The sequence below is a fragment of the Arthrobacter sp. Sr33 genome, assembly GCF_054511195.1.
Window position 1 is genome coordinate 247856 of sequence record NZ_JBTNDD010000004.1, and the last position, 19865, is coordinate 267720.

A 19865-nucleotide genomic window follows, 5' to 3' on the forward strand; every position below is an offset into this window, starting at 1 on the left:
CCCCTAGGACAGTTCATCGCGGATGAAGTCCTCATTTTCCGGAGCGACTACGCGTGAGTACAGGTAGCCGACCAGGAGGACGACGAATGGGAGTGCAATCAGGAACCAGCCCAGCGGGCTGAGTCCCCACGGCGTCACCGAGGGATCCACCCCTTCGGCAGTTGTCCCAGCCAGCAGGCCGAAGCGGGACATGAGGAGATACTCGCCGATCAGGAGCCCGATGAATGCCACGATCGGAGCAATCACTGTAGTGAAGACGCCTTCTGCGCCCTTGTTCCTGCGGAAATAGGCGACGACGGCAAGACAGACCAGTGCTTCGATCAGCACAATTGCCACCACTGCCAGGCCGCTGAACCAATAGAACATGTTCAGGATCGGCTCCAGCTGGAACAACGTGAAGAGCAAAATCACCACACCAGTGACGGCGGAAGTTGTCAGTGAAGCGCTTTGGGGAGCGCCTTTGACATTGACCCGTGCCAGCCGGCCGGGCAGGACTCCGCCACGCCCCAGGGCAAAGACGTAGCGGCCGGCCGCATTCTGAAAAGCCAGGAGGCCGGCAAACAGGCTAGAGAGGACGAGCACACTCATGACCGTGGCCATCCAGCCGCCAACGTATTCGGTGGCCAGGGAGAAAAGGACAGCGGCAGGATCTGCCAGCGGAACTCCATCCACCATCGAGTATTCCACCGTGGCTTCGACCACTCGGGACGCGCCCATACCCGTCACCAGCGCAAACGCGGTTACAGCGAACAACACCGTAATCAACCCAACCGCCAGATAAGTGGCCCGCGGAACAATACGCTTCGGGTCCTTGGATTCCTCACCATAAATTGCGGTAGCTTCGAACCCGATAAATGACGCGAACGCGAAGGCAAACGCAATGCCAGCCGATCCGGCGAGTCCACCCACCAGAATGGCCTGGGGTGAGAAGGAGGCTACGAAGTCGTAGCCCTCGGGGCCGCCGTCAAACAGGATTGCAACGGCGGTGATCGCCAGGGCGAGCACCTCGAGCAGCATCAACGCTCCGAGCACCTTCGCTCCGACATCAACACTTGCCAGCGACAGGACCGTGACGACCGCCCACGCAGCAAACGTCCAAAGCCACCACGGCAGTTCAAGGCCGAGAGCACCCATCTGCCCTGCCATCAGCCCGCCGAAGAAACCGAAAATGGCGAGCTGGATGGCAACGTAGGCGATCAATGAGACAAACGCGGAGCCTAAGCCGACGTTCGCGCCGAGGCCACGTCCGATGTAGGCGAAGAAGGCGCCGGCGTTGGTGACGCGCTGGCTCATCGCTGAGTAACCAACACTGAAGAGCAACAGCGTCAGACCAACGATTAGGTACGCTCCGGGTGCGGCCGCACCGTTTCCCAGCACAATCGCAATCGGGACGGCTCCGGTCATACCGACCAGGGGCGCCGCGGCTGCGACGACGAAAAATACGACGCCAATTACCCCAAGCCTGCCATGGCGCAGCGTGGTCCTTGATCCATCGGCGGGGCTTGATCCGCCGGCGGAGACTGTATCGGGTCTGTTCATGGTCTATCTCCTCAAATGAGCCGTCCCGCCAGGGCGGGACCTTGCGAAAGCTTCCTCCTGCGCATGAGTACTTTTCTGATGCTCTTTGGGAAGCGACTTGCGGTAAGGCAGACGTCGGTTGGCCAGCGAATCGGCCCTAGCCGTTGATCACCTGCGGAACTGCCACGCCCTTCAAACCCTCAACACCGAATTCCAGCCCGTACCCAGACTGCTTGATGCCGCCGAATGGTACGCGGGGGTCGACCGCGCCGTGCTTGTTGATCCACACGGTGCCCGCCTCGATCCGCGACGCTACCTTGCGGGCAGCGTCCACATCGGAGGACCACACGGATGCGCCAAGGCCGACCTCAAGGTCGTTCGCCATGGCAATCGCCTCGTCGACGGTGCTGTAGCGAATGATCGGCAGCGCCGGTCCGAACTGCTCCTCGGCAACGAGCGGATTCTTGTTGTCGACGTCGGCGATGAGAGTGGTCGGGTAGAAGTATCCGACCTGATCCGCATCGGGGTTGCCGCCGATAAGTACACGCGCGCCGGACTCCTTCGCGGCGTCTACCAGGCGAGCCACGATGTCGAACTGTGCCTTGTTCTGCAGCGGTCCAAGGACGTTCGCCTCGTCAAGTCCAACACCCATCGGCATTGCCTCCGCTACAGAGGTCAATGCCTCACAGACCTCGTCGTAAATGTCCTCGTGTACGTACAGTCGTTTCAGGGCGGCGCACGTTTGGCCGGTATTGATAAAGGCGCCCCAGAAGAGCCCTTCCGCGATTGCCTTGGGGTCGGCATCCGGCAGAACAATACCGGCGTCGTTTCCGCCCAGCTCAAGGGTGAGCCGCTTGATGCTGTCAGCGGAGGACTTGATGATCGCCTTGCCCGTGGCCGTGGATCCGGTGAACATGATCTTCCCGACTGCCTCGTGCTCCACCATGCGACTGCCAACCTCACCATCCCCACATACCGCGGTCAATAGACCGTCAGGCAGTTCCTGGTTAAGCACGTGAACCAGTGCAAGGACGCTTAGTGGCGTGTATTCCGACGGCTTCACGACGACGGCGTTCCCCATCCTGAGCGCGGGAGCAATCTGCCAGATGGTGATCATCATCGGCCAGTTCCAGGGGCCGATTGCCCCGACCACACCAATGGGACGGTAGTGAACCTGCGCGAAGGTCTCGCCGTCGTCGGCTACGGTTTCTGGCTCGAGGACCGTGGTGGCGGCTGCGCGGAGCCATGCCGAACACGCACCAACTTCGAAGCGTGCGTTGGGACCGTTGAGCGGCTTGCCCTGTTCCCGGGATAGCAGAATGGCCAGCTCTTCTGCGGAGCGGTCGATCGCTTCGGCGGCCTTCAACAGCATCTCGGTGCGGGCTTCATGGCTGAGCGCGGCCCATGCGGGCTGGGCTGCTGCCGCTGCCGAGATGGCAGCCTCGAGATCGGCGACACTATGCGCCGGTGCCTGACCGACGGTTTCACCGGTCGCGGGGTCCTTGATAGTTCGAGTAGGGCCTGAAGCCGGGGTAATTGAGTCGAGTAGCGCGTCGTAGGTTTCCATGAATACTCCCCTTTGAGTAGTTAGGCCAGGTGTTCCTGACAGCGACCCGGAGGCTGTGATCCCCCGTGAGGTGTGTTCTGCAACACATTGGCTACAGACTAGACCCAGCAACCCTCATCCGTCATCTTTTTTCGACAGCGGGCGAATTTACCTCACGACAGATTCTGCAGAAACCCGTCCAACTGGTCGGTATAGGCGGGGAGATTGTCCTCGGGTACAGATAGGGCAGCTGTGATCTGCGCACCCAGGAACAGGTTCATCAGTTGCTCGCTAATGAGGGCGTCCGGCACCTCGGTGGTAATCTCGCCCGTCTGTCGCGCTTCCCCAAGGTGGCGCTTCAGCGCAACCCGCCACTGCTCCATCGATTCGCGGTGAATGGCCATCTTGAATTCGTCCGTGACAGCCTTCTGCCAAAACGGGATAACGACGCGGGCCTCGCTGACCTTTTCTTCGTCAATCGGCAGGACTTCCCTTCCGAACGCCCGGATTGCAGGTAGCCCCGTCTGGTTGAAGGTCGTTAGGGCAATCCGTTGATTGGTGCGGTTGAAGACATGCCGGAACGCAAAGGTGAGCAGATCGTCTTTCGTCGGAAAGTAGGGTTTCAGTGCCCCATTTGAAAAGCCGGCCTCGAGTGCAATGTCGCGCATCGTTGCGCCCTCGATTCCGTGCCGCGCGATGATTCTCCACGTTGCGTCCACGAGTTCCAGACGTCGCTGGTGATGGTCAACAATCTTGGGCACGTCGCACTTCTCCTTCAGAAAACTCTTGTGATCCATCTTACCTTCGGCTTACTCTACGAACATAGAAAAACACCGGACTGAGGATTCTCATGACAACGTCACCCACAGCGACTGCCAATTCCTACGCACTGGCCACAGCGGAAGAAATTCTGGAAGTGCAACGCATCCTCCGAGACAAGGGCCTGCTCGGAGCGACCAGAAGGATTGCCTACCTCGGGCTTGTCGATCCCAGCCGTGCGGCTACTGCGGGTGAGGAGGGCCGCCGGTTCCGTATTTTCCTTCACGACACGTCGGGCTCAGCACCGCTGGATGTGGTCGTTTCTGCGACTACCGGCGAGGTGCTCACCACTGTGGAGCTGGATACAGCTGTGATGGGTGAGCTCCCGGTGCTTGAGGAGGAGTTCGCAGCCGTGGAGGAACTACTGTCCACCGACGACCGTTGGCTTGCCGCGCTCGCTGCCAGGAACCTCGACGTCGCCACCGTGCGCGTCGCACCGCTGTCCGCTGGTGTGTACGAATACCCCGAAGAAAAAGGGCGACGCATCCTCCGCGGGCTCGCCTTCGTCCAGGAACGCGGGACGGATAGCGCGTGGGCACACCCAATTGACGGGCTGGTGGCGTACGTCGACGTCGTCAAAAAAGAGGTCACGCAAGTCCTGGATCTGGGGGTCATGCCGATCCCGCAGGAGCACGGCAACTACACCGATCCCGAACTGACGGGACCGCTGCGCACTACGCAGAAGCCGATCAGCATCACTCAGCCCGAGGGGCCCAGCTTTGCCGTTACCGGCGGCAATCACGTGGAGTGGGAGAACTGGAGTGTTGACGTCGGCTTCGACGTCCGGGAGGGCGTGGTTCTCCACAACCTCTCCTTCAATGACAAAGGTCGGATCCGGCCCATCATCAAACGTGCCTCCATCGCCGAAATGGTGGTCCCGTATGGTGACCCTTCTCCTGTCCGGTCGTGGCAGAACTACTTCGATACGGGAGAGTATCTCGTGGGCCAATACGCCAACTCACTCGAACTAGGTTGCGACTGCCTGGGTGATATCACCTACCTCAGCCCCGTCATCAGCGATGCGGCAGGGAACCCACGCGAAATCCGGAACGCAATCTGCATGCATGAAGAAGATTGGGGCATCCTCGCCAAACACAGCGACCTATGGTCCGAGATCAACTACACAAGGCGCAACAGGCGACTCGTGATTTCCTTTTTCACCACGGTGGGCAACTACGACTATGGGTTCTACTGGTACCTGTACCTCGACGGCAACATAGAGTTCGAGGCCAAAGCCACCGGCGTCGTCTTCACCAGCGCCTATCCGGTGGACGGATCTCCCAACATGTCGCAGATTGCCCCGGGGCTTGGAGCGCCATTCCACCAACATCTCTTTAGCGCCCGCCTCGATATGGCCATTGACGGCTTCACTAACAGGGTGGAGGAGGAAGACATTGTCCGGCAGCCACTGGGACCGGAGAACCCGCGCGGCAACGCGTTTTCCCGCAAGCGGACGGCACTGACCCGGGAGTCGGAGAGTGTTCGGGAAAGCGATGCGCGAAGCGGCCGCACCTGGGTGATCTCCAACCCGGAGTCCCTGAATCGCCTCGGTGAGCCGGTGGGATACAAGCTGCATTCGGAAGCCCAGCCAACGCTGCTGGCAGATCCCGAGTCCTCCATCGCACAGCGTGCGACCTTCGCCACCAAGGACCTGTGGGTCACCCGGTTCGCTGAGGACGAGCGCTATCCCACCGGCGACTTCGTCAATCAGCATGTGGGCGGCGCTGGACTACCCGCGTACGTTGCGCAGGACCGCGACCTCGATGGGCAAGACCTCGTGGTGTGGCACACCTTCGGGCTGACACACTTCCCCCGGTTGGAGGATTGGCCGATCATGCCGGTGGACACGGTTGGCTTCAAGCTTCGCCCCGAAGGCTTCTTTGACCGCAGCCCGGTCCTGGACGTCCCGCCAAACGCACCGGCTGCTGGCGGGCACTGCCACAGCTAGCCCCGCGGTGAAGCGCGCCGGGTGGCCTTAAAGCACTCAGCCACTAGAGTGGATGGGGTGAGTTCACAACCCATCCCCACCCCGTACGAGGATCTGCTGCGCGATGTGATGGCCAACGGTGCGGTCAAGACCGACCGCACCGGCACCGGAACGCGCAGCGTCTTCGGGCGACAGCTGCGCTTCGACCTCGCGGACTCCTTCCCGCTGGTCACCACCAAACGCGTGCATTTCAAATCCGTGGCCCTGGAGCTGCTCTGGTTCCTTCGCGGGGATTCCAACGTGTCTTGGCTGCAGGAACGCGGCGTCAAAATCTGGAACGAATGGGCCGGCGACGACGGCGAACTCGGCCCGGTCTACGGCGTCCAGTGGCGCTCCTGGCCCACGCCCGACGGCGGACATATCGACCAGATCACCCAGGTGGTCGAGGACCTCAAAACCAACCCGGATTCCCGGCGGCACCTGGTCTCCGCATGGAATGTCTCCGAACTGCACAACATGGCCTTGCCGCCGTGCCACGCGTTCTTCCAGTTCTACGTGGCGGACGGCAAGCTGTCCTGCCAGCTGTACCAGCGTTCGGCGGACACCTTCCTCGGTGTGCCGTTCAACATCGCCTCCTACGCCCTGCTGACCCTGATGGTTGCGCAGCAGGTGGGGCTGGAGCCAGGGGAACTCATCTGGACCGGCGGCGACGTCCATATCTACGACAACCATGTGGAGCAGGTCAGGGAACAGCTGACTCGTGAGCCCTACCCGAGCCCCAAACTGCTGATCAACCGCAAACCCGAGAGCATCTTCGACTACACGCTGGAGGACTTTGACGTGGTGAATTACCAGCACCATCCCACTATCAAGGCACCGATCGCCGTATGAGTTCAATGAATCGCGGCATCATCGAGGCCATCGGACGGGAACCGTTCGTCGGCATGATCTGGGCCCAGACGGAAAACGGTGTGATCGGGAAAGACGGCGGGATGCCGTGGCGTCTCCCCGAGGATATGGAGCACTTCAAGCGGACCACCACGGGACATCCGGTGATCATGGGTCGCCACACCTGGCAGTCCTTTCCCGCCAAATATCGCCCCCTCCCGGACCGCACCAACATCGTGGTGAGCAAGCACGGGCTGGAGGCAGGTGAGTTGGCGGGCGCCGTCGTCGTCGACTCGCTGGAGGACGCACTTGAGGAAGCCCGACGCAGTCCGGGCGCCGAGCAGATCTGGGTGATCGGCGGCGGGCAGATCTACGAAGCCGCCCTGCCAATTGCCCAGGCAGCCGTCGTGACAGTGATCGAGTCGACGACCAAGGGCGACACCTTTGCCCCGACGCTGGGGCCGGACTGGCAACTCGATGGCGTCACTCCACAGCAAGGCTGGCTTACGGGCGCCAACGGCACCCGCTACCGGATCAGCCTGTGGACCCGCGGCCGGGACTAGTCGGATAACTCCGGCGAGCTTCGTAACCAAGCGGGGCTCACGGGGGTCCTGACCTAGACTGGGAGCATGACTTCTGCAGTAAATAGTTCATCCTCAGCGCCCAGCGTCGGCTTCGTCGGCTGGCGCGGCATGGTGGGATCGGTCCTGATGCAGCGCATGCAGGACGAGGGCGATTTCCGCCTGATCAACCCCGTGTTCTTTTCCACTTCCAACGTGGGAGGCGCGGCGCCGTCGTTCGCTGAGGGCGCTCCGGCGCTCCAGGACGCGTACGACGTCGACACGCTGGCCAAGCTCTCCACCATCGTCACCGCCCAGGGCGGCGACTACACCGCCGAGGTGTACCCGAAGCTGCGCGACAGCGGCTGGGACGGACTGTGGATCGACGCGGCGTCAACGCTGCGGATGGAGTCCAGCTCCATCATCGTGCTGGACCCGGTGAACCGGGACGTCATCGACGCCGGGCTCTCCCGCGGTGTGCGCGACTTTGTTGGCGGTAACTGCACCGTCTCCTGCATGCTCATGGGGCTTGGCGGCCTGTTCCGCAACGGCCTCGTCGAGTGGGGAACCTCGATGACGTACCAGGCGGCGTCCGGCGGCGGCGCCCGCCACATGCGTGAACTGTTGAACCAGTTCGGTGCCATCCATGGTGCCGTGGCGCCTAATCTGGACGATCCGGCGTCGGCCATCCTGGCCATCGATCAGGCCGTCCTGGCGCAGCAGCGCAACCCTTCGATGGACGCATCACAGTTCGGGGTGCCCCTGGCGGGATCGGTGATCCCTTGGATTGACGCCGATCTCGGTAACGGGATGTCCCGCGAGGAATGGAAGGCCGGCGCCGAAACCAACAAGATCCTCGGCATAGATGCGGTCGACGGCGGCCGGATCCCGTTCGATGGGCTCTGTGTCAGGATCGGGGCCATGCGGTCACACTCGCAGGCGCTGACCCTGAAGCTCACCGAAGACGTGCCACTCGCCGAGATTGAACGCCTCATTGACAGTGACAACGAATGGGCGACGGTAATCCCCAACACCAAGGAAGCAACCATGGCCGGGCTGACACCGGTCGCGGCGACCGGTTCGCTGTCAGTCCCTGTGGGTCGGCTCCGGAAGCTGGAGATGGGACCGCAGTATCTGAGTGCCTTCACCGTGGGAGATCAGCTGCTGTGGGGCGCCGCAGAGCCGCTGCGCCGGATGCTGCTGATCTCCACCGGAAACCTTTAGGAACCAGACTTCCAGGGACTGAAAGGCTACCCGCTGGGCTAATTGTTAAGGCCTGAACTTTCGGTTCGGAGGGCGCAGCCGATCAGGAGCGGCTCCGGGTGCAGCCGGATACCAAACCGGTGTTCGACGCCGTCGGCCACCAGTGCGGCGATGGCCAGCAGGTCGGCGGCCGAGGCACTCCCCCGGTTGGTGACTGCCAGGGTGTGCTTGGTCGACAGGGAGGCCCGACCGCCTGCAGCGGTGAAGCCGCTGTCTGCGGCGAGGCCAAAGCCCTTCCCGAAGCCGGCCTGATCAATCAGCCAGGCCGCCGATAGTTTGACCTGCCCGTCTTCCGCCGTTGGGTACCGCGGAGCGTTATCGGGGAGGGCCGCCGCGGTGTCGGCGTCGACGAGCGGGTTGGTGAAGAAGGATCCCGTGCTGAACGTGTCGCGGTCGTCGGGGTCCAGCACCATTCCCTTTGCTGCGCGCAGTTTCAGGACGGCCCGCCGCACATCGTTGGCGTAGGCCCGCTCGCCAATGTTCACTCCCACCTCGCGTGCCAGCTCGGCGTACTTCACGGGAGCGCTCATCCGCCCCAGGCCCAACTGGAACTCGACGGTCAGCACCACGTAACGGGGCGACCCGTTCACGGTGGTGTGCTTCAACAGTGAATCCCGGTAGCCGAACTTCAGTTCGAAGTTTGTAAAGGACTTAACAGTATTTGTTTCTCGGTCCCAGGTGCGCACCGTGGCGATGGTCTGCGAGACGTCGGCCCCGTACGCACCAACGTTCTGGACGGGGGTGGCGCCGGTAGACCCGGGGATACCCGAGAGTGCCTCAAGGCCGGAGAAGGCGTGCAGCACCGTGTATTCGACGAGGGCGTCCCAGGGCTGGCCCGCCTCGGCCTTGACCATTACACCACCGCACGTGGCGTCGTCGTCGTTCACTGAGAAACCGGTCGAGGCCAGACGTATTACCGTGCCCGGGAAGCCTTCGTCGGCGATGATGAGGTTTGATCCGCCGGCAATGATCAGCAGGGGGTCGCCCGCTTCGTCAACTGATCGGACGGCGTCGATGATTTCCGTTTCGGTGCGCGCCTCCACGTAGGTGTGGGCGGGGCCGCCGACGCCGGCCGTGGTCAGCTCAGCCAGCAGGGTCACCAGATGTGCACCACTGCCTGTGCCTTGACCAGCACCTTGAGCCCCGCCGACATCACGGTGAGGTCCACGCGGACCGTTGAATTGTCGAGGTCTACTGCGCCGATCTTGCCGGCCACCTCAATCACCGCACCCGGCGTGCCATCGGCGGTGGTGTCCTCGACGATCACCGGTTTGGTGAATCGGGTCTGATAGTCGACGACGGCGGTGGGGTCGCCCACCCAGTCGGTGACCAGCTGTACAGCTGCCCCCATGGTGAACATGCCGTGGGCAATGACGCCCGGCAAGCCGACGCTTTGGGCGAAGTCGGAGTTCCAGTGGATGGGGTTGAAATCACCGGAGGCGCCAGCGTACTTGACGAGGTCCTGACGGGTCAGCTCTACGGTGGTGGATCCGATTTCCTGGCCGACGCTGAGATCGGTGATAGCAATGCCCATTACTGTTCCTCTCCTCGCACCAGCAGGGACGACGTGGTGGTCGCGGTCTTTTCACCGTCGGTGGTGGAGATTTCAGCGCGGGTGGTAATCATCGCGCCGCCGCCCATTGCGCGGACGCTGTCCACATGGAGCTCGGCCACCAGTTCATCACCGGCCACGATCGCACGGTGGTGAATGAACCGCTGGTCGGCGTGGACCACGCGGCTGAAGTCGATGCCGGCGTCGGGATCGTTGATCAGCTGGGCATCCGCCAGCTGCGCCACAATGATCGCGAAGGTGGGTGGTGCCACCAGGTCCCGGTGCCCGAGGTCCTGGGCGGCTTCGACCTCATAATGCGACGGGTGGGTTGCCTTGACGGCGCGGGCGAATTCGCGGATCTTTTCGCGGCCCACGACGTATGCCGGACCGGCGGGATAGCTGCGGCCCTGCAGCTCTGGATTGATGGTCATGGGGCTCCTGACGGGTGCGGTGGAAGTTCATTTCCAGCCTAGTGCAGTGGGCTACTTCTTCTGGGTACGCGCCTGGTGCCGACGCTTGGCATCCCGCGCACGCACGACCAGTCCCGCCAGATGCGTCACCAGACCGGCGACAAGTACCGGGATGCCCGTGAACACTGTGGCGTTGCTGCCAGTAGCTGCGCCCAGAACGGCGATCAGAATGCCGGCACCGGTCAGGATGAGGGCGGCGATGACCAGCCGGCGATACAGGTCCGATCCGGTGTCCCAGGGGGTGTTCAACATGGGTTAAGCCTACCGGGCGCCGCGCATTCCAGTGGAGAGCGGGCTAGAACAGGGCCGCCTGGACATCCGGAATCTCCGACACATACGGGCCGAGTTCAATCCGTTGTCCCTTAAGCCGCGAAAGGTCAACCAGGAACGGCACCTCCGACCCCCTGATGAAGGCCAGCGCGGTGGGTCCCAACAGAGCATCCACCCGGAACCCGTGCTCCCCCGCGGCCAGGCTGTGGGGGTAAAGGTGCGCCCCAGTCGCGCCAAGCACTGTTGCCCACGACGGCGGTGCCTCCCACTGCTCCTCCACCGCCCGGAACCCGGCCAGGTCCAGACCACCGTGAAGCAGGCTCCTGACACTCGCGGCAAATTCGGCATTGATCCCATTAAGCGACGCCCCGGTGCGCGGCGACGCCAGCGCTGCGGTTTTCGCCGACGCCCGGACGGCCTGCGCAAGGCCCACTTCGCGAGTGACAACGTCCTCGAGCACCCGAACAATCCGCCCGTCGTCCGCACACGCCACATAACGGGCGACGACGGCGCCCTGCTCCGCCAGCCGGTGCCACTTGCGGAGGTTCGAGGCGGTCCCAACTTTAGAGGCCCCGTCGGCGAAGGTGGCAACATACAGCCAGTGCTCTTGCGCCAGGTAACTCAACAATCCATCGGGGGCGATGCCGGACCTGTGCACATCATGCATGAACCGTAGGTCATCCCGGGAGAAGCATCTCCCGCACTGGTAGCCGCGCTCGGCAGTGGTTTGCTGTGGACATGGCGTGTGCTCACGCGCGTCGGGGCCAAACACTCGATGAAACCCGAGGCAATGCCGTTCGCCGTACTGGCTCAACAACCGAAACCCAAGGTCACCACCACCCTTCTCCGCTGGCCCACGAGGGACCAACGCAAGGTCGTGCTGATCTCCCTCGGGGGTGGCTAGGGAAAGCACCGGCCCGTCCCGATGCCAGCTCACACCCCTGCAGAGAAAACGTTCATCGCCCATCCGTAAACTCTAGACATTGGAACCCGCGAGGCCCGAACCCACTGAAGGACCGGTGGTTCCCCACCGGTCCTTCAGTAAAGCTCTGATTCAGTAGAGCTCTGGGCGTTGGGCAGTACTCTGCCCGGAGTGAGTCAGTTAGGCGGTCTGGCCTTCGTGCTCGCCTTCGGCGATCTCCTCGATCATCTTGTCGTTGAAGGCCGGGAGGTCGTCAGGGGTGCGGCTAGTGACGAAGCCCTGGTCAGTGACCACTTCGTCGTCGCTCCAGTTGGCTCCGGCGTTACGGAGGTCGGTCTGCAGCGTGTGGTACGAAGTTAGGTCGCGACCGCTGACTACTCCTGCGTCGATCAACAGCCAGGGCGCGTGACAGATCGCCGCGACTGGCTTGTGCTGGGCAAAGAATGCGCGGGCAAACTCCTGGGCGTCCTTGTCGACGCGCAGGTGATCCGCGTTTACCACTCCGCCCGGTAGGACCAGGGCGTGGAAGTCGTCAGCATTGGCGTCCGCGACCGTGAGGTCAATGGTGAACGTGTCACCCTTGTCGGTGCCGTTGAAACCCTGAACCGTGCCGCTACCTGGGGCTACGAGCACGGGCTTGCCGCCAGCCTGCTTGACCGCATCCCAGGGGCTGGTGAGCTCAATCTGCTCGACTCCGTCGGTGAGTAGGAATGCGACTTTTTTACCGGAAATGTTATGGGGGGACATGCTTCCTCCTGTGTTCAGAACGTCGATGTCGTACTCCTCAACACTATGAACACGCGAGATAATAAGCAAGCTGTCTAAACCTGGAGGGGTTGACCTACAGGCCCTCGGCGACGCCCGCCGCTGCGGACAGCCAGGCGCGTTGCGTCGCCGGCCGCAGTGAGCCCCAGCGAATGCGGCCTTTGTGCAGCGCCGTGTCGTAGGGGATGGTCACCGCACAGCGGGCAAGCTGCGCGAAACCGTCGGCAATCTCCTGCGCCTGGGCTGCTGTGCCGTTCTTGTCGGACTGGCTGACAATGACGACGGCGTTCTGCGACAGCTCGGCGTACCGGCCTCCCCTGGCCTGCAACGCCTCGAGCAACAGGGCTCCGGCCTCCGCATGCTCTTCGAGGGTGGTGGTGGCGATCACCAACTGGTCAGTGTGGTGGATCATCCGCAGCCAACGCTCGGCCGTTTCGTCGTTGCCGGAGTCGACGACGTTCAGCCTGAAGTACTTCGACGCAACCTCGTGCAGGTCGTCGAAATTGTCGGCGGTGACCTTCTGCTCGGAGGCAAGGACATCCGGCTTGGAGCGCAGCACGTCGTACTTGTCCTCTGTCTGATGGTGCACGTAGCGGGCCAGCAGCGCCGACTGTGCCGAGGGAGCCAGCAGCTGAGCGGTCTGCGGCAACAGATCCATCACCGTGGCGCTGTGCGGCCCTTGCTCGGTGCGCCACCCGAGGGTGCCCCGGGTTTCGTTGTTGTCCCAGGCGAGTACCGGACCGCCACCGTTGCGGGCAAAGACTGAGGACAGCATCACTGTGGTGGGAGTCTTGTTGGCGCCGCCTTTACCGTTGACCACGGAGATGGTGCGGGGTCCGGGCCAATGCTGGCTCACGGCACGGGTATTGGCCCGTTCTTCCAGTTCACGCTGGGAAGGGGCAATGCGGATACCCAGTTTGGTCAGGATGCCCCTGAACCCGGTCTCGGCGGGCACCCGTGTGGTGTCAGCGGCAAGGAACGACTTCCGGGTACTCGGCTCTGCCTGCTGGCGGCCCGGTGCCGTTGGCGCCGCGGGCCCGGATGCTGCCACTGCGAGCGACGGAGCGGCTGCGGGCGACGGAGCAGAGGACCCTGGCACACCGGTCACGGGCGGCTCAGCGGTCACAGAGTCGGCAGACTCCGGGGCTACCCGGTCGGCGAAGCGCGGGACCTCCGAGCTGGGCCCGGCAACCGGATTAGCCGCTACCTCCCGGCGTCGTCGTGCGCGTGTGGGGAGGGCCCCGGGATTGACGTCGGGCCCCCAGTCGGAGTTGTTGTCTGTCATGGTTCCGTCCGTTTCGTGCGCCGCGTGCAGGTGGTGTTCATCTCTGGTGCGCCCGCACCATCCATGAGGATGCTTAGTGTGGGGGCCGACCCGTCAGAACCATGATGGGAGAAGGCCGGTAAAAAAGAAAGCAGGTCAGCGGCTGCTCAGCCTCTGACCTGCTATGTCTGTAGCGGTGCCGGGACTCGATCCCGGGACCTCACGATTATGAGTCGTGCGCTCTAACCAGCTGAGCTACACCGCCACAAATGAGTGTGCCCGCAGCCGGACCAGTTGGTCTGCTTGCGGGACTCCCACTTGAGAGCCCCCCACCGGAATCGATCCGGTGACCTCGTTCTTACCAAGAACGCGCTCTACCACTGAGCTAGGGGGGCAACAGCAGAAAACTTTACCAGCTTCTGCCACCTACACGAAATCAGCATCCGACCACTAGGGCCGGGCCCTGATTTCACCGTCAGATCCCCGGAAAACCGGGGATCTGACGAAATCAATCAGCTACTAAATTACCACTTGTCGCGGCGCTGGGTGGTGCCTGCTCCGGCACCTTTACCGTGACGTTCCTTACGGTCCCCGCCGCCACCGCCGGCGCTGTGGCCGGAGGAGCGGAAGCCGCCGTCGTGCCCGCGATCCTTGTTGAACCCGCCACCCTCGCCTTCACGCTTCTTGAACGGCTTCTTGAAGCCGTCACGGTCGCCGGCAGGCTTGCGGCCCTTGTCCAGCTCGAGGTGAATCAGCTCGCCACCGATGCGGGTCTTGGACAGTGCACGCCACTGATCCTTGGACAGATCGGCTGGCAGCTCCACCAGGGTGTGGTCGGCGCGGATGTCGATGCCGCCGATCTGAGCTGAGGACAGGCCACCCTCGTTGGCGATAGCGCCAACAATGGAGCCCGGCATGACCCGCTGGCGACGTCCTACCGCAATGCGGTAGGTGGCGTTGCCCTCGGTCAGGCTGCGGGTTGGTCCGCGTGAGCCCAAGCCATCCTTGCGGCCGGCAGCGCGTTCCTTCTGCCCTGCAGGGGCTACCGGGATGTCCTTGACCAGGATCGGGTTGCCACCCTGCGCCATGACGGCGAGGGCTGCGGCGATCTCGGTGGCGGGCACATTGTGCTCGGTCTCGTAGCTGGTGATCAGGTCACGGAAGATCGACACATCTTCGGTGGCGATGGTCTCGGTGATGCGCTCGGCGAACTTGTTCATCCGCAACGCGTTGACGGCGTCCGAGGAGGGCAGATGCATCTGCTCGACGGGCTGGCGGGTTGCCTTCTCGATCGAACGCAGCAGGTACTTCTCCCGTGGCGTGATGAAGAGGATCGCGTCGCCCGAACGGCCCGCACGGCCGGTACGGCCAATGCGGTGCACGTAGGACTCGGTGTCGTGAGGGATGTCGTAGTTGACGACGAGTGAGATGCGCTCGACGTCCAGCCCGCGAGCCGCGACGTCGGTGGCCACGAGGATGTCGAACTTGCCTTCGCGGAGACCTTCGATGGTCCGCTCGCGCTGCTGCTGGGGAATGTCACCGTTGATTGCTGCAGCCTGGAAGCCCCGTGAACGCAACTTGTCCGCCAGGTCTTCGGTTGCCATCTTGGTGCGCACAAACGCGATGATGCCGTCGAAGTCTTCGACCTCGAGGATGCGCGTCAGGGCGTCCAGCTTGTGCGGGCCCATGACCTGCAGGAAGCGCTGGCGCGTGTTGGTGCCGGTCGAGGTTTTACCCTTGACGGTGATTTCGGCTGGGTTGTTCAGGTACTTCGACGCAATGCGGCGAATAGCGCTGGGCATCGTTGCCGAGAACAGCGCCACCTGCTTGTCGTCAGGGGTACCGGACAGGATCTGCTCGACGTCGTCGGCAAAGCCCATACGAAGCATCTCGTCAGCCTCGTCCAGCACCAGGTACTGGAGGTTGGACAGATCGAGTGAACCCTTGGAGATGTGGTCGATCACACGACCCGGGGTACCCACCACTACCTGCGCGCCGCGGCGCAGACCGGCCAGCTGAGGGCCGTAAGGAGCTCCACCGTAGACGGGCAGAACAGTGAAGTTGTCAATGTGCTTGGCGTAGGAAGCGAAAGCTTCGGCAACCTGCAGCGCCAGTTCACGGGTTGGTGCAAGCACCAGGATCTGGGTGAACTTGCTGGGACCGTTGAGGTCGGCGAGCTCAGCCATCCGGGACAGTGCGGGGATAGCGAATGCTGCTGTCTTACCCGTACCCGTCTGTGCCAGGCCGACGACGTCGCGCCCTTCCAACAGCACCGGAATGGTGGCGGACTGGATGGGAGAAGGCTTTTCGTAGCCGACATCGCTCAGGGCTGCGAGCACGCGGCCGTCGAGGCCGAAGTCGGTGAACTTGATGTCGTCGGCTTCAGGAGCTTCGACGTTCTGGGGGGCTGCAACGGCGTCCGGTGCTGCAAGCGTCTCGGGAGTGTTATTTTCTGGCATGAGGGAATGACCTTCAGGTAGATGCCGGAGAGCTGGAATTAAAGGATGATTCCAGCCCATGAACATAGAAATCCGGCACTGTTTCAATCCCGCGGCAGGATTTCGCGTCATAACTGGCGGCCGCTATCTCAGCGGTCTGTATGACGTTTTCTTCTAGCCGGCGCTCCCTGATGAATCTGCCCGCATGCTTACTCTGCGAGCCCCAACACAACCTATCCAGCCCAGCAAAATTGGGCGGAAATTAAAGGGAATACCGGTGTGGGGGATGTTTCAAGTGTACTGCATGGCTCCGCCTACCTGCAGCCACAACGACGGCGACGCCGCGTGAGCCTGACCACACTCGGGCCGGCCCTCCGTGGTCACGCCCTCCGCGGTCAAGCCCTCCGCAGTACCGCGGCGACCACCTTGTGGATCTCGGGGCTCAGCGCCACACCTTGTTTCTCTGCAACCAGGAGCTGCCGGGCGGTGTCGGCGTCCAGTCCGGCGAAGACCTGATGCCCGGTGATGCCATGGTCGGGGCGATTCACCACGGTAACGGTGTCGCCCGCCTGAACCTGTCCTTTCGTGATCACGCGCAGGTACGTGCCGACCCGGTTCTCCTCGGCGAACCGCTTCACCCACCGCGGTTCCTTGAGGAAGCGGGCAAAGTTCACACACGGGGTGCGCGGTGCTGTGACCTCGAGGACGACGTCGTTCCCCACCTGCCAGCGTTCGCCGATGACCGCGCGGCTGGCGTCGATTCCGTCGACCCTCAGATTCTCCCCGAACTTGCCCGGGCTCATATCCCGGCCCAGTTCGGCGTCCCAAAAGTCGGCGTCCTGCTGCGAGTAGGCGTAGATCGCCTTGGATTCACCGCCGTGATGTTTCCGGCTGGCCTGCACATCACCCGTGAGCCCGAGCTTGTGGACATTCACGGGCCCGTCCACCGCTCGCTTGTCAATGGCGGTGACGCCGGTGGCATCTTGAGTGGGCAGCAGCGCGTGAACACGGCACACAGCGAGCAGAATACCTGTTGTCATAGCGTCCATCCTAGGGATTGTCGGGGTTCAAAGCGGTAGCCCATACCGTTTTCGGTGCCAAGCAATGCACTAGGGGGTGGTTCCAGGCGCTGCCACAGCCAGGGACAAGGAGGGGTAGGTCGTTTTTTTCGGTGCATGCAATGCCTGCAATGCATGCATTTTCATTTTTCGAAGTGCATGCAATGCAGGCACTGCATGCACTATTTGGGAAGGCACCTGCTACCTGGCTACTAGCTCCTGGCGCCGGAGTCGCGCCGACGGAGGCCTTCCGGCCGAACAAGGCCGCCGCGTGTACCTCGAAGTGAGTGCGAACGTGGACGAGGAATTCCTGCAAGGTGTCTTCGGCTGCAAGGGAGAACCCGGTTCCCACCGGTGCGCGGCCTAGCGTGCTGAGTGAGGTCGAGCCCATAGCGGCGCTCTGTCGGGATTCGTGCAGGCGAGTACAGGAGTTTCGGGGCTTTCGGGAACTCCGGGACAGGTAGGCGTTTCGGGAGCTCCGGGACAGGCGGGAGAGACGGGGCAGCCAGGACTTCCAGGCGCTGCGAGGCGCTGCGGGGCTCTGCTAGGCCGAGAAGCCGCCGTCGGCCTTGATCAACTGGCCATTGACCCACCGGCCGTCCTGCGACAGGAGGAACGCGACCACACCGGCCACGTCGGCTGGCGTACCCAGGCGGCCGGTTGGTTGCTGCTGGGTGAGGGCCTGCCGCACCTCGTCGGTCATCCAGCCGGTGTCGACCGGTCCGGGGTTGAGGGCATTGGAACTTACTCTCCGGTCGCCGAGCTCACGGGCTGCAGCCAGAACAATCCGGTCGAGCGCACCTTTCGATGCACCATAGGGCAGGTTATTGACCGTGTGGTCGCTGGTAAGCGCGACAATTGCGCCTCCATTGTCATTGCATTGCAGAGCGAAGGCGTTGATGAGCTGCCAGGAGGCGCGGACGTTGACGGCGAAGTGCCGCTCGAAGCTCTTCACCGACGTGGTGAGCAGTCCTGAATCGACGCCCTCGGTGTGCGACAGGACGAGCCCGCTCAGGGTGCCCAGTTCCATTCGCGCGGCGGCAACCAGTTCCCCCGGCGTTTTCGGGTCCTCAAGGTCACCGGGCAGTCCGATGACCCGAGACCCAATGGCTTCCAGCTCGGGAATCAACTCCCGCAGTTCGGCTGCCGGGTTGGTGGTGCCGTTCACGCGCTGGTCGTAGGGGTGCCAGTAGCTCAGGGCCAGATCCCAGCCGTCAACGGCGAGCCGCCGGGCGATACCGGCACCCAGCCCAACTGAGCGCCCGACGCCGGTGACGAGTGCGGATTTCCGTGTCATAAGTTGTCGCCTTTCCTGCGCATCGGTTTTCAGTCTAGGCGGCTCCCTCTGCCGGGTGCGGAGCTGACCCCTCGCACGGTGAAGACGGTAGGTTGGAGATCACAACACTGTCTGCCGAAAGGTCACCACACATGACTGTCACAGCAATCGTCAATGCCCACGTTGTTCCGATCGAAGGCACCCCCTTCGATGGTTCGGTGGTCATGAAGGACGGCAAGATCACTGCACTGGGCGCCGATATCGCTGTCCCCGAGGGCGCCGAAATTCACGACGCCGACGGTCAGTGGCTGCTTCCGGGCTTGATCGACGCCCACGTCCACCTGGGCACCCATGAGGAAGGCGAAGGCTGGGCCGGGGACGACACCAACGAGATGACCGATCCCGTCACCGCTGGCGTCCGAGCGATCGACGCCGTCAACCCCTACGACCCCGGGTTCGACGACGCCCTGGCCGGCGGTATCACCGCCGTGAACGTGAACCCCGGCTCGGGCAACCCCATCGGTGGTCTCGCCGTCGCGATCCACACCCACGGCCGCTACATCGAGGAAATGGTGCTCCGCTCCCCCAGTGGCCTGAAGTCGGCCCTCGGGGAAAACCCCAAGCGCGTCTACGGCGACAAGAAGCAGACCCCCTCCACCCGGCTGGGCACCGCCATGGTGATCCGCAAAGCCTTCATGGACGCGCAAAACTACATGGGCAAAGCCGACGAGAACGCCCGCGACCCCAAGCTTGAGGCACTCGCCATGGTGCTGCGACGGGAAATTCCGTGGCGCCAGCATGCGCACCGCGCGGACGACATTGCCACCGCCATCCGGTTGGCTGATGAGTTCGGCTACGAATTGGTCCTCGACCACGGCACCGAGGCGCATCTGCTGGCCGATGTCCTGGCCGAGCGCGGTATCCCCGTCCTGATCGGGCCGCTGTTCACCACCAAGTCCAAAGTGGAACTGCGTGGGCGTTCCATCGCCAACCCCGGCAAGCTCGCCGCGGCGGGAGTGGAAATTTCAATCATTACCGACCACCCGGTGATTCCGATCAACTTCCTCATCCATCAGGCAACCTTCGCCATCAAGGAAGGCCTCGACCGCGAGACTGCTCTGCGCTCGATCACCATCAACCCGGCGAAGGTCCTGGGCCTGGCCGACCGGATGGGCTCCCTTGAGGTGGGCAAGGATGCCGACGTCGTACTCTGGAGCGGCGATCCGTTGGACGTCATGCAGCGTGCCTTGACCGTATGGATCGGCGGGCGTGCGGTGTACACGTACGACGCCGACACCCGCGCCGGCGTCGTTGTCCCCCGCGGCTAGC

General features: G+C 63.0%; 19 protein-coding genes and 2 tRNA genes. 6 read left to right on the top strand and 15 right to left on the bottom strand.

What is annotated here, in order from left to right; all coding sequences use genetic code 11:
• Positions 1-3: 3 nt before the first annotated feature.
• From ACX80T_RS07945 to ACX80T_RS07955, 3 genes are all read right to left on the bottom strand, one after another.
• Positions 4-1539, bottom strand: a complete 1536-nt coding sequence (locus ACX80T_RS07945; protein ID WP_459304129.1) for an APC family permease — start codon at positions 1537-1539, stop codon at positions 4-6.
• 136 nt (positions 1540-1675) lie between these two features.
• On the bottom strand, positions 1676-3085 hold the full coding sequence (locus ACX80T_RS07950) for an aldehyde dehydrogenase family protein (RefSeq protein WP_459304130.1): 1410 nt from the start codon (positions 3083-3085) through the stop codon (positions 1676-1678).
• Between the two features lie 152 nt (positions 3086-3237).
• Complete coding sequence (locus ACX80T_RS07955; RefSeq protein ID WP_459304131.1) at positions 3238-3861, bottom strand: TetR/AcrR family transcriptional regulator; 624 nt, start codon at positions 3859-3861, stop codon at positions 3238-3240.
• 53 nt (positions 3862-3914) lie between these two features.
• Between ACX80T_RS07955 and ACX80T_RS07960 the strand changes: the two genes are divergently transcribed.
• The 4 genes from ACX80T_RS07960 (at position 3915) to asd (ending at position 8482) form a co-directional block, all read left to right on the top strand.
• Positions 3915-5831, top strand: coding sequence for a primary-amine oxidase (locus tag ACX80T_RS07960; protein WP_459304132.1), 1917 nt, complete (start codon positions 3915-3917; stop codon positions 5829-5831).
• 108 nt (positions 5832-5939) lie between these two features.
• Complete coding sequence (locus ACX80T_RS07965; RefSeq protein ID WP_459304144.1) at positions 5940-6701, top strand: thymidylate synthase; 762 nt, start codon at positions 5940-5942, stop codon at positions 6699-6701.
• Positions 6698-7261: a dihydrofolate reductase gene (locus ACX80T_RS07970; RefSeq protein ID WP_019483705.1), complete on the top strand. Its 564-nt coding sequence runs from the start codon at positions 6698-6700 to the stop codon at positions 7259-7261. Before ACX80T_RS07965 ends, ACX80T_RS07970 begins: the two co-directional genes overlap by 4 nt.
• Before the next feature lie 66 nt (positions 7262-7327).
• The gene (gene asd, locus ACX80T_RS07975; protein ID WP_083850953.1) at positions 7328-8482 is read left to right on the top strand and encodes an aspartate-semialdehyde dehydrogenase; all 1155 of its coding nucleotides are present in this window, start codon (positions 7328-7330) and stop codon (positions 8480-8482) included.
• 38 nt (positions 8483-8520) lie between these two features.
• Here the strand turns inward: asd and ACX80T_RS07980 are convergent, their stop codons facing one another.
• From ACX80T_RS07980 to ACX80T_RS08000, 5 genes are read right to left on the bottom strand one after another with little or no spacing between them, the layout of a single operon-like run.
• Positions 8521-9621: a UDP-N-acetylmuramate dehydrogenase gene (locus ACX80T_RS07980; protein ID WP_019483703.1), complete on the bottom strand. Its 1101-nt coding sequence runs from the start codon at positions 9619-9621 to the stop codon at positions 8521-8523.
• Positions 9618-10055 carry a MaoC family dehydratase gene (locus tag ACX80T_RS07985; RefSeq protein WP_019483702.1) on the bottom strand — a complete coding sequence of 146 codons (438 nt, stop codon included), beginning with the start codon at positions 10053-10055 and terminating at the stop codon, positions 9618-9620. The genes ACX80T_RS07980 and ACX80T_RS07985 overlap by 4 nt, the downstream gene beginning before the upstream one ends.
• A complete protein-coding gene (locus tag ACX80T_RS07990; RefSeq protein ID WP_019483701.1) occupies positions 10055-10504 on the bottom strand; it encodes an FAS1-like dehydratase domain-containing protein in 450 nt (149 codons plus the stop codon). Before ACX80T_RS07990 ends, ACX80T_RS07985 begins: the two co-directional genes overlap by 1 nt.
• Before the next feature lie 51 nt (positions 10505-10555).
• Positions 10556-10795 (bottom strand): hypothetical protein, encoded by a 240-nt coding sequence (locus tag ACX80T_RS07995; RefSeq protein ID WP_019483700.1) that lies wholly within the window; start codon positions 10793-10795, stop codon positions 10556-10558.
• A gap of 43 nt (positions 10796-10838) precedes the next feature.
• Entirely contained in the window at positions 10839-11480 is a 642-nt protein-coding gene (locus ACX80T_RS08000) for a DUF2797 domain-containing protein (protein WP_019483699.1), read from the bottom strand.
• Positions 11481-11558: 78 nt separating this feature from the next.
• On the opposite strand from ACX80T_RS08000, the gene ACX80T_RS08005 reads away from it, so the two are divergent.
• Entirely contained in the window at positions 11559-11717 is a 159-nt protein-coding gene (locus ACX80T_RS08005) for a hypothetical protein (RefSeq protein ID WP_019483698.1), read from the top strand.
• A 198-nt stretch (positions 11718-11915) separates the two neighbouring features.
• On the opposite strand, the gene ACX80T_RS08010 is transcribed toward ACX80T_RS08005, so the two are convergent.
• From ACX80T_RS08010 to ACX80T_RS08040, 7 genes are all read right to left on the bottom strand, one after another.
• A complete protein-coding gene (locus ACX80T_RS08010; protein ID WP_019483697.1) occupies positions 11916-12482 on the bottom strand; it encodes a type 1 glutamine amidotransferase domain-containing protein in 567 nt (188 codons plus the stop codon).
• Between the two features lie 94 nt (positions 12483-12576).
• Entirely contained in the window at positions 12577-13785 is a 1209-nt protein-coding gene (locus ACX80T_RS08015) for a MinD/ParA family ATP-binding protein (RefSeq protein ID WP_459304133.1), read from the bottom strand.
• 170 nt (positions 13786-13955) lie between these two features.
• Positions 13956-14029 (bottom strand) — tRNA-Met (locus ACX80T_RS08020).
• A gap of 58 nt (positions 14030-14087) precedes the next feature.
• Positions 14088-14159, bottom strand: a tRNA-Thr gene (locus ACX80T_RS08025).
• A 129-nt stretch (positions 14160-14288) separates the two neighbouring features.
• A complete protein-coding gene (locus ACX80T_RS08030) occupies positions 14289-16223 on the bottom strand; it encodes a DEAD/DEAH box helicase (RefSeq protein ID WP_019484323.1) in 1935 nt (644 codons plus the stop codon).
• A 374-nt stretch (positions 16224-16597) separates the two neighbouring features.
• Positions 16598-17242 carry an MOSC domain-containing protein gene (locus ACX80T_RS08035; protein WP_459304134.1) on the bottom strand — a complete coding sequence of 215 codons (645 nt, stop codon included), beginning with the start codon at positions 17240-17242 and terminating at the stop codon, positions 16598-16600.
• Positions 17243-17804: 562 nt separating this feature from the next.
• Entirely contained in the window at positions 17805-18557 is a 753-nt protein-coding gene (locus ACX80T_RS08040) for an SDR family oxidoreductase (protein ID WP_019484321.1), read from the bottom strand.
• 131 nt (positions 18558-18688) lie between these two features.
• Here ACX80T_RS08040 and ACX80T_RS08045 point away from each other — a divergent pair, with 131 nt between their 5' ends.
• The gene (locus tag ACX80T_RS08045) at positions 18689-19864 is read left to right on the top strand and encodes an amidohydrolase (protein WP_459304135.1); all 1176 of its coding nucleotides are present in this window, start codon (positions 18689-18691) and stop codon (positions 19862-19864) included.
• The last annotated feature ends 1 nt before the right edge of the window (position 19865 follow it).